The organism is Phytomonospora sp. NPDC050363, assembly GCF_040655735.1.
Lineage (GTDB): Bacteria > Actinomycetota > Actinomycetes > Mycobacteriales > Micromonosporaceae > Phytomonospora.
In genome coordinates this window covers 279,830-292,390 of the sequence record NZ_JBFAKK010000010.1, presented here as the reverse complement: position 1 = coordinate 292,390, position 12,561 = coordinate 279,830, and the positions used below count along the sequence as shown (strand labels likewise).

The following is a 12,561-nucleotide window of genomic DNA, read 5'->3' as shown; positions in this document are numbered from 1 at the left end:
GCACCGAAGGTGGAGAGATGGATTCCGAACAGGCCGAAGAAGACGCCGTCGACCGGATCATCGGGCAGTGGAGCCGGGAGACGCCCGAGCTCAGGCTGGACGCGATGGAGATCTTCGGCCGCGTGCACCGCGTCTCACGACTCACCCTCCAGCGCCTCGAACCCGTCTACCTCGCCTACGGCATCGGGCGCGCCGAGTTCGACGTCATCGCCAGCATCCGCCGCTCCGGCGAGCCCTACACCCTCTCGCCGAAGCAGATCGCCGCGACGCTCATGCTCAGCTCGGGCGGGCTCACCGGCCGGCTCGACAAGCTGGAGCGCAACGGACTCGTCGAACGCCTCCCGGACCCCAACGACCGCCGCGGGCTGCGCGTCCGCCTCACCGACGCCGGGCGCGAAGCCGTCGGAAAGGCCGTCGCCGCGGGACTCGACGTGCAGCACGAAGTCCTCGACACCCTCACCCCCACCGAACAGGAGACCCTGGCCGGCCTGCTTCGCAAGCTCCACAAGGGATTCCACGACGAGCCGATCGCCTGACAAATCGGTGGCGGCGAGCGAGCCCCCCCCGCCGCAAAATCATGCGTGGCAACGCATGTAGGACGACCGAGGGAGGTTCGCGATGCCGTTTCAGGAGCTTGTGGGGAAAGCCGCCCCGATCCGACTGTGGGCCGACCGCGACTCCGTCGAGGAACAGGCGCTGGCGCAGCTGCAGAACATCGCCGCCCTCCCCTGGGTTCAGGGACTGGCGGTCATGCCCGACGTCCACTACGGACTCGGCGCCACCGTCGGGTCGGTGATCGCCATGCGCGGCGCCGTGTCACCGGCCGCCGTGGGCGTCGACATCGGGTGCGGGATGACGGCCCAGCTGACCTCGCTGACCGCCGAGGACCTGCCCGACGACCTCGGGCGCCTCCGCAGCGCGATCGAGGCGGCCATCCCCGTCGGGTTCAACATGCACAAGCGTTCCGTGGACACCGACCACCTCAAGATCCTGACGATCAAGGGTTGATGGTCAGGAGCGACTGTGCCGGACACGGCGGTGCTCGACAGCCGCTCAGCGAACGACGCGCCCCAGCCTCATCCGTCGCATGGCGATCGATGCGCGTGTCCGACCCAGCGCTTCCGCCGCTTCAACCTCGGACGAGCGCCGCACGATCGCATCCTCTTCGGGCGTCCACCGGCGGCGAACGGCAGGCGCCCGCATCGTGGCCGGCCTCCGCCAATCCGCGAGACGCCCGGCGGCTTCCCGCTTGCGCGGGATGGCGATCGGATCGCCGTCATAGAGCAGCGACGCCAAGACGCATGCCGGTTCCATCGCCACCATCAGGTTGAAGACATGGTCACGCTTGTTGCGTCGGGCCATCCTCACCGCACCGGTCAGCCGCAGCACCTCGGCACAGAAGTAATCGGCGAGCGCTTGACTCGCGGTGACGAACCCGAGGAAGGGATATCCCTTGGCCGTGAATCCGAGCGAGCCATCGGCGTCCACGAGCGCGCGGAGATAGTCGATCCGGCTGTAGTCGGGGGCGGGTGGGGCGATGGTGCTGGATTTGGGGCCGGTGGGGAGTCCGAGTGCGAGCAGCTGGCGCCGGGCGTCGAGCGCGCAGAGGGTCCAGACGGCACTGGTGTGTTCGGCGGAGAAGTTCGTGGCGCGGGTTCGGGTCCGGATACTGGAAGGCAACGGCAGCACGATGCGCTGGAAGGCTTCGAGGACGGGATGGTCTCGGGCGTTGAGTTCGACGGTGATCTTGCCTTTCTGTCCGATGTGAAACCGGTACTTTTCGGTGACCGAGATCACACAAAAAGGCGAGCCCCCACTCCGCCCCCTCGTCAACGCACGCTCGCCACCAGGTTCGACCGCCCCAGCTCCTCGCCCTTCACCCACTGCGCCGTCGTGCCGACGGCGGCGATGTTCGACGCGAACACCGTCATCAGTGTCTCGTGCACGGTCTTCGCGTCCGCCGACCCCGCAGCGTTCTCCAGGCTGATGGCGCCGGTCGCGTCGGAAAGGATCTCGACGGTGAGTCCTCGGGCGGCGGCGTCGAAGGCGGTGGCGAGGACGCAGTTCTGCGTCATGAAGCCGGCGAGGGTCACGGTGGTGACGCCGTTGGCGTCGAGCCACTCCCCCAGGTCGGTGCCGTGGAATGACGAGGCCGTCGTCTTGTGCACGAGGTGGTCGCGCGGGCGGGAGGCGATGGCGGGGTCGAGTTCCCAGGTCGGGGTTCCCGGGGCGAAGATCGGGGCTCCGGCGGGGGCGTCGTGCTGGACGACGACGACCTTGGCGCCGCGCGCGGGGGCCGCGTCGAGGGCGGCGGTGATGTTGGCGAGCGCGTCGGCGACGGGTGGGTGGGAGATGGGGAGTTTCCCGGTCTCGTATTCGTTCTGGACGTCGATGACGATGAGGGCGTGGGTCATGGGTCCAGGATGGGCCGGGGGTGGGGTGTGGCGCGAGGTGTGCGTCGGCCAGGCAGGGGCGGTTCTCCGCCAACCGGGACGTGGAAGGTGCGGCGGTAGACCCCTGGGGTGACTCCGAAGGCCTCGGTGAAGTGGCCGCGCAGGGCGGCGGCGGTCGGGTGGCCGCATCGTCTTGCCACGGCTTCGATCGGCAGCTCGGTCTCTTCGAGGAGTCGCTGGGCGGCGAGGAGTCGCTGGTGGCGGATCCATTGGGCCGGGGTGGTGCCGGTGGTGGCGCGGAAGTGGCGGTCGAAGGAGCGGCGGCTCATGCGTGCGCGCCTCGCGAGGTCGTCGACGTTGTGCTGTGCGGTGAGGTCGGCGAGGAGGTGGGTGAGGGTTTCGGCGATGGGGTCGCCGGTGGCGGGTCGTGGGAGGGGATGTTCGACGTACTGTGCCTGGCCGCCGTCGCGGTGTGGGGCGACGACGAGTTGGCGGGCGATGTGGGCGGCGGCCTCGGCTCCGTGCAGCCTGCGGATGAGATGGAGGCAGGCGTCGAGCCCGGCGGCGCTTCCGGCGGAGGTGAGGACGCGGTCTTCCTGGACGTAGAGCTCGTCGAGGCGGACGTCGACGGCGGGGTGCAGGCGGGAGAGGGCGGCGGCCTGGTTCCAGTGGGTGGTGGCGGCGCGGCCGTCGAGTAGTCCGGTGGCGGCTATGACGAAGGCGCCGAGGCACAGGCCGACGATCTCGGCGCCGGTGGTGTGGGCGGTCCGGATGGCGTCGAGGACGTCGGGGCGCGGCGGGGCTTCGACGGGGATGCCGTAGGCGGGGACGATCACGATGTCGGCGGTCTCGATGTCGGCGTGGGCGCCGGGGGTGGAGACGGTGAGGCCGTCGGCGGTGGTGATCGCGGTCCCGTTGTGGTGGGCGACGACGGTGACCTCGGCGCGCAGGGCCCCGAAGACGCGGATCGGCACGGAGTCCTCGAACAGGGGCGTGCCGTCGAAGAGGACGACCGCGGCGCGGGTCACAGGTAGCTGTCGGACTCGACGATCCGCGCGCCGAGCGGGAAGAGCGAGACGGGGACCATCTTGAAGTTGGCGACGCCCAGGGGGATCCCGATGATGGTCACGCACAGGGCGATGCCGGCGACGATGTGCCCGATGGCGAGCCAGAGTCCGGCGACGATGAACCAGATGACGTTGCCGATGGACGACATGACACCGGCCTGCGGATCGCGGATGACGGCGCGGCCGAAGGGCCACAGGGCGTATCCGGCGATGCGGAAGCTGGCGATGCCGAAGGGGATGGTGACGATGAGAATGAAGCAGATGACTCCGGCGACGGCGTAGCCGATGGCCAGCCAGATGCCGGACAGGACCAGCCAGATGAGGTTCAGGATCGTCTTCACTCTCCAATGATCCTCGACATCGGGCCGGAGGGCATCGGGGATCCCACTGAAAGTCACGGCGGCGGCCCGCCGGGGCCGCCGCCGTGGCGGTCAGGCGTTCTTGTGGAAGGCGGCGAGGATCTCGCTCTCCTTCTCGCGGGTGATGCCCGCGCGCAGGGCGGGGTCGGGTCCGGCGGCGTCGCGCCAGGCGAGCGCGGTCTCGCCGAGGGGCCTGATCTTCATGCCGGCGGCGACGGAGGCGGTGACGTCGCGGTTCATGAAGCCGGCGTATTCGGGCAGTGGGAGCCACAGGCCGAGGGACTGCTCGCCCATCCAGGGCGCGACCTCGTGTTCGGTGAGGAGGTCTTGCGGCACCCAGGTGAAGGTGACGTCGGCGTCGAGGGCGGTGGCGATCTGGTCGAGGAACGCGCCTCGGGAGATGGGCGGGCAGATGGCGTCGTAGGTGCCGGTGGTGCCGTTCTCGGCGGCGTCGAGGATCCAGTCGGCGAGGTCGCGGACGTCGATGTACTGGATGTTCTCGCTCGAGTCGCCGGGCGCGAGCATCTCGCCGCCTTCGGCGATGCGCCGGGGCCAGTATCCGAAGCGGTCGCCGCGGTCGCCGGGTCCGACGATGAGGCCGGGGCGGACGATGAAGGCCTTGTCGCCGAGGCGGTCGCGGATCTGGTTCTCGCAGGAGACCTTGCTGGGGCCGAAGAGCTCCATGGCGGGGTCGCCGCTGTCGTCGGGGGTGGGTTCGTGGGTGAGGGCGGTGGCGGGGGTCTGGCCGGGGGTGGCGTCGTCGTTGTAGACGCTGCAGGTGGAGACGAAGGTCCAGTGGCCGACGTTTCCGGCGAGGGCTTCGAGGGTGTTCTGGACCTGGTCGGGGAAGCGGGTGACGTCGACGACGGCGTCGAAGGTCTTGCCGCGCAGTGGTTCGAGTCCCTCGGGGGTGGAGCGGTCGATGGTGAGGCGGGTGACGCCGTCGGGGGCTTCTCCGGTCTTGCCGCGGGTGGCGACGGTGACGTCGTGGCCGCGGGCGACGGCGTGGGCGGCGACGGTCTTGGAGAGGTAGACGGTGCCGCCGAGTACGAGCAGGCGCATGGTGCTGGTCCTTCGCGGGTCAGGTGCGGGCGTGCCAGGCGGTGAGGATCTCGGTCTCTTTCGCGCGATCGATGCCGGCCTTGACCGCCGGTGTCCCGTCGTTCCAGGCATGCCAGCGGCGGGCGGTGTCGGCCAGGGGGCGGATCGCCATGCCGGCTTCGACGGAGGGGGTGCTGTCGCGGCTGAGGAAGCCGCCGTACTCGGGCAGGGGCAGGTAGAGAGGGAGGGAGTCGGGTCCCGCCCAGGGGCCGACGCCGTGCTCGTCGAGGAATTCGCGGCCGACCCAGGTGAGGGTTGCCTCGGCGGCGAGCGCGGTGATGATCTGGTCGAGGAAGTTTTCGCGGGTGATGGGGAGGCTCTTGCCGTCGTAGGTGCCGGTGGTGTGCCTCTCGGCGGCGTCGAGGAGCCAGGCCGCGAGGTCTTCGACGTCGATCCACTGGACGGCGTCGTCGGGTGCGCCGGGGGCGAGGACCTCGCCTCCCTGGGCGATGCGCCAGGGCCAGTACCCGAAGCGGTCACCGGGGTCGTCGGGCCCGACGATGAGGCCGGCTCGGACGATGAAGGCCTTGTCGCCGAAGCGGTCGCGGACGAGGTTCTCGCAGGCGACCTTCGCCGCGCCGTAGTGGCGCATGTCGGGGTCGGCGAAGTCGTCGGCGGTGGGTTCGAAGACCTCGGCGGTCGCGGGGGTCTGCCCGGGTGTGGCGTTGTCGGTGTAGACGCTGCAGGTGGAGACCAGGCCGTAGTGGCCGGTCTCACCGAGGGCGTCCAGGGCGTTCTTGACGTGCAGGGGCAGACGCGCGACGTCGATGACGGCGTCGAAGCGCTCGCCGCGCAGCGGGTCCATGCCTTCGGCCGTGGAGCGGTCGATCTTGACGAAGCGCGCGCCGCCCGGGGGTTCACCGCTCGCGCCGCGCGACGCGACGGTGACGTCGTGCCCGCGTGACACGGCTTGGACAGCGGTGGCCTTCGACAGGTAGACGTTGCCGCCGAGAATGAGTAGACGCATGCGGCGATCTTCGACGCGCGGCGCGGCGCGGGGCAAGGATGTTCGCCCTCGGCGGAGCGCGTGCTCAGCCGCGGGCGTGCCAGGCGGCGAGCACCGCGGTCTCCTTTTCGCGGGTGATTCCCGCCTTGAGTTCGGCGGTGCCGCCGTGGAGCGCGTGCCAGCGGGCGACGGTGTCGGCGAGCGGGCGGGTCGGCATGCCCGCGTCGATGGCGGCGGTCGCGTCGCGGTTCATGAGTTCGGGGTGGCCGGGCGGGAGCCAGAAGGGCAGGGAGCCGGGCCCGGCCCATGGTTTGACGTCGTGGGCTGTGAGGTGTTCGGTGCCGACCCAGGTGAAGTCCACATCCGCGCCGAGGGTGTCGGCGATGCCGGTGAGGAAGCTCAGCCAGGTGACGGCGGGGGCGACGCCGTCGTAGGCGCCGGTGGTGCCGTTCTCGGCGGCGTTGAGGGTCCAGGCGGCGAGGTCTTCGACGTCGATCCACTGGATGGGCGCGTTCGGGTCGCCGGGGGCGAGGACCTCGCCTCCCTGGGCGATGCGCCAGGGCCAGTACCCGAAGCGGTCACCGGGGTCGCCGGGGCCGACGATGAGCCCGGCGCGGTAGTTGGCGTGGGAAGTGGGATGGGCGGCGCGGATCTGGTTCTCGCAGGCGACCTTGTTGGCGCCGTAGTGCTCCATGCCGAACGCGGTGTGGTCGTCGGGCGTGGGATCGAGAAGTGTGCCGGGATCGGCCGGGTCGGGCGCGACGTCGTCGCGGTAGACGCTGAGGCTGGAGACGAAGCCGTAGTGGCCGGTGTCGAGGACGGCGAGGGCGTTCTTGACGTGGAGCGGGATGCGCGCGACGTCGATGACGGCGTCGAAGCGCTCGCCGCGCAGTGCTTCCATGCCGTCGGGGGCGGAGCGGTCGATGGCGACGAAGCGGGCGCCGGCCGGTGGTTCGCCGCTGGTCCCCCGGGACGCGACGGTGACGTCGTGCCCGCGGGTCATGGCGTGCAGGGCGGTGGCCTTCGACAGGTAGACGTTGCCGCCGAGGATGAGTAGACGCATGGGGAGACTGTGTCTCGCCGAAGGCTTGCGGATCAAGGGATTTCGGGCGCGGCCACGTCGTGGAGCGGGTCGGGCGGCCGCTCGAAGAAGGTCTCCAGGACGACGATGCTCTGGGTGCTCGCGACGCCCTCCACGGTGTAGAGCCGGCGCAGGACTCCCTGAAGGTCCTGGGTGGTGGCGGTGCGGATCTTCAGAAGGAGGGTGCCGGCCCCGGCGATGATGTGGGCCTCCTCGACCTCGGTGATCGCGGCGAGCGCCTCGCCGGTGGCGGGTTCGCCCATCCAGGACTTGGCGTCGATGAGGACGTAGGAGAGCACTCCCCTGCCGAGGGCGGCGGGGTCGACGTCGATGGTGGTGCGGCGGATGACGCCGCGTTCCTTGAGTTTGCGGACGCGTTCGTGGACGGCGCCGCCGGACAGGCCGACGGAGCGGGCCAGGCCGGCGTAGGACTCGGTGGCGTCGTGCTGGAGTCGGGCGAGGATGCGCCGGTCGATGTCGTCCACGATCGAATCTCCTCTGTCGCACAGCTCTCATTGCCGAATGTCGTTCGGTGATCTTATATTCGGCCTGAACGGTTTTCAACTTGGAGGCGATGATGCCTGATCTGATCCCGGTGGTCTACGAGCAGCTCGACGAACGCTTCACCGCCGTTCGCGGCGACGACTATCTTGAGCGGCTGTGGACCGGCGGCCGCTGGACGGAGGGGCCGGCCTACGTCGCGTCGGGCAAGTACCTGTTGTTCTCCGACATCCCCAACGACCGGGTGATGCGCTGGGACGAGACCGACGGTTCGGTGAGCGTGTTCGCCACCGGCGCCGGTTACACCAACGGCCGCACCATCGACCGCCAGGGCCGTGTCGTCACGTGTGAGCAGGGCGCCCGCCGCGTGACGCGCGTCGAGCACGACGGCTCCACCACGATCCTGGCCGACAGGTGGAACGGCAAGCGCCTCAACAGCCCCAACGACGCCGTGGTCGCCGCCGACGGCGCCGTCTGGTTCACCGACCCGCCCTACGGCATCACGTCCGACTACGAGGGCGAGCGCGCCGAGCAGGAGATCGACGGGTGCCATGTGTACCGGATCGACCCGGGCAGCGGGGACGTGGAGGCCGTGGCGACGGATTTCGAGCGGCCGAACGGCCTGGCGTTCTCCGTCGACGAGAGCCTGCTGTACATCGCCGATACCCGGCGCCGGCACATCCGCGTCTTCGACGTGGACGGCGCGCGGCTGAGCGGTGGGAGGGAGTTCGCGGCGATCACGGTCGGCAACCCCGACGGGGTGCGTGTCGACACCGACGGGCGTGTGTGGGTCGCGGCCGGTGACGGGCTCCATGTGCACGACCCCGACGGGACGCTGATCGGGAAGATCGCGATCCCGGAGGCGGCGGTGTCGAACCTGGTGTTCGGCGGCCGCAAGCGCAACCGTCTGTTCATCACCGCCTCGGCCGCCGTGTACTCCCTACAGGTGACCGTCAACGGCGCCGCTCGGCTGTAGAGAGGGGAAGGCGCCCCGGAACCGGTACCGGGGCGCCTTCTTCGCTTCACTCAAGCACTGACCCAGTCTCGCCGGTCCCGCAACTTCTCCTTGACCGCGGCGAGCTGGTCGGCGACCGGCCCGGGCCCCGTGGAGCCCGGTGTGGTGCGGGCGGCGAGGGCGCCTTCGACGGTGAGGACGTCGCGGACGCTCGCGTCGAGGTGAGGGCTGATGCCGGCGAGGTCGTCGTCGGTCACTTCGTGGAGTTCGAGGCCGTTCTTCCCGCAGTGGGACACCAGCGCGCCGGTGATCTCGTGGGCGTCGCGGAAGGGGACGCCTTTGCGGACGAGCCAGTCGGCGACCTCGGTGGCGAGGCTGTAGCCGACGGGCGCGGCGGCGGCCATGGTCTCGGTGCGCACGCTCATGGTCGCGATGAGCCCGGCGAAGGCGGGGAGCACCAGGGAGAGGTTGTCGAGACTGTCGAAGACCGGCTCCTTGTCCTCTTGCAGGTCACGGTTGTAGGCGTGCGGAAGCGCCTTGAGAGTCGCCAGCAGGCCGGTGAGGTTGCCGATGAGGCGCCCGGACTTGCCGCGTGCGAGTTCGGCGATGTCGGGGTTCTTCTTCTGCGGCATGATCGACGATCCGGTCGCGAAGGCGTCGTCGAGTTCGACCCACCCGAACTCCTGCGAGGTCCACAGAATGACCTCTTCGCCGAGTCGGGACAGGTGCACGCCGATCAGCGCGGTCACGAAGAGGGCCTCGGCGACGAAGTCGCGGTCGGCGACGGCGTCGATGGAGTTGGCCGCGGCCGAGGCGAAGCCCAGTTCCTTGGCGACGGCGACCGGGTCGAGGTCGAGGGAGGATCCGGCCAGCGCGCCCGAGCCCAGCGGGGAGACCGAGGTGCGCTCGTCCCAGTCGCTGATCCGGTCGAGGTCGCGCAGGAACGCCTGGACGTGCGCGAGGAGCTGGTGCCCGAAGGTGATCGGCTGCGCGTGCTGGAGGTGGGTCATGCCCGGCGCGGGCGTGGCGATGTGCGCCTCGCCCTGACCGGTGAGCGCCTCGGCGAGGTCGAGGACGCTGCCGGCCAGGCCGCGCATGTGGTCGCGCAGGTAGAGGCGCAGATCGGTGGCGATCTGGTCGTTGCGGGAGCGGCCGGCGCGGAGTTTCCCGCCGAGCGGGCCGAGCTTCTCGACGAGTCCGCGCTCCAGGGCGGTGTGCACGTCCTCGTCGGCGACGGTGGCGACGAACTCGCCGGCCGCGACGGCCACCTCCAGTTCGGCGAGCGCGTCGACGATGGAGACGAGTTCGTCCTCGGTGAGAAGCCCCGCGTGGTGGAGGACGCGGGCATGCGCGCGGGAGGCGGCGATGTCGTAGGGCACCAGCCGCATGTCGAAGTGGACGCTGGCCGACAGGGCGGCGAGCGCGTCGGCGGGGCCGCCTTCGAAGCGGCCTCCCCACAGCCTGCTCATTCGGCACCGCCCTTGACGCGCTCGTCGCGTGCGGAGGCGAGCTTGCTGGGAAGTCCGAACAGTTCCACGAAGCCGCGGGCGAGGGTCTGGTCGAACCGGTCGCCCTCGTCGTAGGTGGCCAGGCCGAAGTCGTAGAGGGACGCCTCGGAGCGGCGGCCGGTGACGGTGGCGCGTCCACCGTGGAGGGTCATGCGGACCTCTCCGGTGACGTGGCGCTGGGCTTCGTCGATGAAGGTGTCGAGGGCCTTCTTGAGCGGCGAGTACCACAGTCCGTCGTAGACGAGTTCGCCCCAACGCTGGTCGACGGAGCGTTTGAAGCGGGCGAGGTCGCGTTCCACGGTCACGTTCTCCAGCTCCTGGTGGGCGGTGATGAGCGCGATCGCGCCGGGGGCCTCGTAGATCTCGCGGCTCTTGATGCCGACGAGCCGGTCTTCGACCATGTCGAGGCGGCCGACGCCCTGCGCGCCGGCGCGGGAGTTGAGTTCGGTGACGATCTCGCAGGCGGTCTTGGTCTCGCCGTCGAGGGCGACGGGGACGCCGGCCTCGAAGGTGATGACGACCTCGTCGGGGTCGTTCGCGGCGGCCGGATCGGCGGTGTAGGCGTAGATGTCGGCGATCGGCGCGTTCCAGATGTCCTCCAGGAAGCCGGTCTCGACGGCGCGGCCCCACAGGTTCTGGTCGATCGAGTACGGCGACTTGTTGGACACGTCGATGGGCAGGCCCTTCGACTCGGCGTAGGCGATGGCCTTGTCGCGGGTCCAGGCGAAGTCGCGGGCGGGGGCGATGACCTTCAGGTGCGGGGCGAGGGCGGCGAGGCCGACTTCGAAGCGGACCTGGTCGTTGCCTTTGCCGGTGCAGCCGTGGGAGACGATTCCGGCGCCGTGCTTCTCGGCGGCCTTCACGAGGTACTTGACGATCAGGGGCCGGGAGAGGGCCGAGACGAGGGGGTAGCGGTCCATGTAGAGCGCGTTGGCGCGCATCGCGGGGATGCAGTACTCGGCGGCGAACTCGTCGCGGGCGTCGACGACCTCGGCCTCGGCGGCGCCGCAGTCGAGGGCCCGCTGCTTGATGACGTCGAGGTCCTCGCCGTCCTGGCCGACGTCGATGGCGACGGCGATGACGTCGCCGCCGGTCTGTTCGGCGAGGTACGGAATCGCCACCGAGGTGTCCAGCCCCCCGGAATAGGCGAGTACTACGCGCTCGGTCATGGGTCTGTGCTCCTTGAGGTCTTCGTGAGGCTGATCAGTTGTCCTTGCCGGCCCAGGTGAGCAGCCGGTCGGTGAGTTCGGCGCCGGTGAGGCCGTCGCGGGCGACGACGAGGATGGTGTCGTCGCCGGCGATGGTCCCGACGATGTCGGCCAGCCCGGAGCGGTCGAGCGCGGAGGCGAGGAACTGGGCGGCTCCGGGCGGTGTTCGCAGGACCGCGAGGTTGCCCGAGTGGTCGGCGCCGGTGAGGAGTTCCCGCAGGAGCCGCACGAGGCGGTCGGGCGGGGTCGCGTTGGGCCGCAGGGGCGGGCCGTTCTCCTCGGGGATGACGTAGGAGGCCGGGAGCTTGTCGGTGCCGCGGACCTTGACCGCGCCGAGCTCTTCCAGGTCGCGGGACAAGGTGGCCTGGGTGGCCGCGATGCCCTCGCCGGCGAGGAGGTCGGCGAGTTCGGACTGGGAGCGGACCGGCTGGCTGCGAATGAGTTCGGTGACGCGGGCCTGGCGGGCGGATTTGGTGAGGGGGCCGCTCACGCGGTGCCTCCCTCGACGCGCAGGGCCGGGTCGAGGAGCCAGGCGAGCAGTGCCTTCTGGGCGTGGAGGCGGTTCTCGGCCTGGTCGAAGACGGCGGACTGGGGCCCGTCAATGACCTCGTCGGTGATCTCCTCGCCGCGGTGGGCGGGAAGGCAGTGGAGGACGACGGCGGTGGGGTCGGCGTGGGCCAGCAGTGCGCCGTTGAGCTGGTAGGGCGCGAGGTCGCGGGTGCGGGTCTCAGCGTCGCCGTGGCCCATGGACACCCACGCGTCGGTGGTGAGGACGTGCGCGCCCTTGGCCGCCTCGACGGCGTCCTTGCCGATGGTCACGCTGCCGCCGGTGGTGGCGGCGATCGCCTCGGCGTCGGCGACGATGGCCGGGTGGGGAAGGTAGCCGTCGGGTGCGGCGATGCGCACGTGCGCGCCGGCGAGGGTTCCGGCGAGGAGGTAGGAGTGGGCCATGTTGTTGGCGCCGTCACCGACGTAGGTCAGGATCCGGCCTTCGGCGCCGCCGAGGCGCTCGTTGATCGTGAGCAGGTCGGCGAGCAGCTGGCAGGGGTGGAAGCCATCGGTGAGGGCGTTGACGACGGGGACGGTCGCGGCCGCGGCGAGGTCGCGGATGCGGTCGTCGCCGTAGGTGCGGATCACGATCGCGTCGACGTAACGGGACAGGACCTGCGCGGTGTCGCCGATGGTCTCGCCGCGCACCAGGTGGCTGCCCTGGGCGTCGACGATGATCGGGTGGCCGCCGAGTTCGGCGATGCCGACGTCGAAGGACAGTCGCGTGCGGGTCGACTGCTTCTCGAAGAGGACCGCGACGGAGCGGGGACCGGCGAGCGGCTGGAGCGCCCGCCGGTCCGACTTCAGCATCGCCGCCAGCGCGAGCAGCACACGCTGCTCGGCGGCGGTCACGTCGTCGTCTCTGAGGAAGTGCCTGAGTGGGGCCGGGATGA

Annotated in this window: 14 protein-coding genes and 1 pseudogene; 3 read left to right on the top strand and 12 right to left on the bottom strand. The window is 70.4% G+C overall.

From position 1 onward, the window contains the following. Positions 1 to 17: 17 nt before the first annotated feature. Positions 18 to 536 carry a MarR family transcriptional regulator gene (locus AB0I28_RS26660; protein ID WP_357497734.1) on the top strand — a complete coding sequence of 173 codons (519 nt, stop codon included), beginning with the start codon at positions 18 to 20 and terminating at the stop codon, positions 534 to 536. Between the two features lie 82 nt (positions 537 to 618). Then, positions 619 to 972 (top strand): annotated as a pseudogene (locus AB0I28_RS26655) (RtcB family protein); the annotation flags it as partial. 81 nt (positions 973 to 1,053) lie between these two features. Here the strand turns inward: AB0I28_RS26655 and AB0I28_RS26650 are convergent. The 8 genes from AB0I28_RS26650 to AB0I28_RS26615 form a co-directional block, all read right to left on the bottom strand. Next, entirely contained in the window at positions 1,054 to 1,797 is a 744-nt protein-coding gene (locus AB0I28_RS26650; RefSeq protein WP_357497732.1) for a hypothetical protein, read from the bottom strand. Positions 1,798 to 1,829: 32 nt separating this feature from the next. Then, positions 1,830 to 2,414: a cysteine hydrolase family protein gene (locus tag AB0I28_RS26645; RefSeq protein WP_357497730.1), complete on the bottom strand. Its 585-nt coding sequence runs from the start codon at positions 2,412 to 2,414 to the stop codon at positions 1,830 to 1,832. Then, positions 2,411 to 3,421, bottom strand: a complete 1,011-nt coding sequence (locus AB0I28_RS26640; protein ID WP_357497728.1) for a helix-turn-helix domain-containing protein — start codon at positions 3,419 to 3,421, stop codon at positions 2,411 to 2,413. The genes AB0I28_RS26645 and AB0I28_RS26640 overlap by 4 nt, the downstream gene beginning before the upstream one ends. Continuing rightward, a complete protein-coding gene (locus AB0I28_RS26635) occupies positions 3,418 to 3,801 on the bottom strand; it encodes a YccF domain-containing protein (protein WP_357497726.1) in 384 nt (127 codons plus the stop codon). The genes AB0I28_RS26640 and AB0I28_RS26635 overlap by 4 nt, the downstream gene beginning before the upstream one ends. Before the next feature lie 90 nt (positions 3,802 to 3,891). Beyond that, positions 3,892 to 4,881, bottom strand: coding sequence for an NAD-dependent epimerase/dehydratase family protein (locus AB0I28_RS26630; RefSeq protein ID WP_357497724.1), 990 nt, complete (start codon positions 4,879 to 4,881; stop codon positions 3,892 to 3,894). A 19-nt stretch (positions 4,882 to 4,900) separates the two neighbouring features. After that, entirely contained in the window at positions 4,901 to 5,887 is a 987-nt protein-coding gene (locus AB0I28_RS26625) for an NAD-dependent epimerase/dehydratase family protein (RefSeq protein ID WP_357497722.1), read from the bottom strand. A gap of 64 nt (positions 5,888 to 5,951) precedes the next feature. After that, positions 5,952 to 6,929, bottom strand: a complete 978-nt coding sequence (locus tag AB0I28_RS26620) for an NAD-dependent epimerase/dehydratase family protein (protein WP_357497720.1) — start codon at positions 6,927 to 6,929, stop codon at positions 5,952 to 5,954. Between the two features lie 32 nt (positions 6,930 to 6,961). Further along, positions 6,962 to 7,435, bottom strand: a complete 474-nt coding sequence (locus AB0I28_RS26615) for an Lrp/AsnC family transcriptional regulator (RefSeq protein WP_357497790.1) — start codon at positions 7,433 to 7,435, stop codon at positions 6,962 to 6,964. 89 nt (positions 7,436 to 7,524) lie between these two features. Here AB0I28_RS26615 and AB0I28_RS26610 point away from each other — a divergent pair, with 89 nt between their 5' ends. Next, complete coding sequence (locus tag AB0I28_RS26610; protein ID WP_357497719.1) at positions 7,525 to 8,424, top strand: SMP-30/gluconolactonase/LRE family protein; 900 nt, start codon at positions 7,525 to 7,527, stop codon at positions 8,422 to 8,424. A 50-nt stretch (positions 8,425 to 8,474) separates the two neighbouring features. On the opposite strand, the gene argH is transcribed toward AB0I28_RS26610, so the two are convergent. From argH to argF, 4 genes are read right to left on the bottom strand one after another with little or no spacing between them, the layout of a single operon-like run. Further along, positions 8,475 to 9,872 carry an argininosuccinate lyase gene (argH, locus tag AB0I28_RS26605; protein ID WP_357497717.1) on the bottom strand — a complete coding sequence of 466 codons (1,398 nt, stop codon included), beginning with the start codon at positions 9,870 to 9,872 and terminating at the stop codon, positions 8,475 to 8,477. Beyond that, entirely contained in the window at positions 9,869 to 11,080 is a 1,212-nt protein-coding gene (locus tag AB0I28_RS26600; protein WP_357497715.1) for an argininosuccinate synthase, read from the bottom strand. Before AB0I28_RS26600 ends, argH begins: the two co-directional genes overlap by 4 nt. Positions 11,081 to 11,114: 34 nt before the next feature. Continuing rightward, positions 11,115 to 11,609, bottom strand: coding sequence for an arginine repressor (locus AB0I28_RS26595; protein ID WP_357497713.1), 495 nt, complete (start codon positions 11,607 to 11,609; stop codon positions 11,115 to 11,117). Continuing rightward, positions 11,606 to 12,559 (bottom strand): ornithine carbamoyltransferase, encoded by a 954-nt coding sequence (gene argF / locus AB0I28_RS26590; protein ID WP_357497788.1) that lies wholly within the window; start codon positions 12,557 to 12,559, stop codon positions 11,606 to 11,608. The genes AB0I28_RS26595 and argF overlap by 4 nt, the downstream gene beginning before the upstream one ends. Between the last annotated feature and the right edge of the window lie 2 nt (positions 12,560 to 12,561).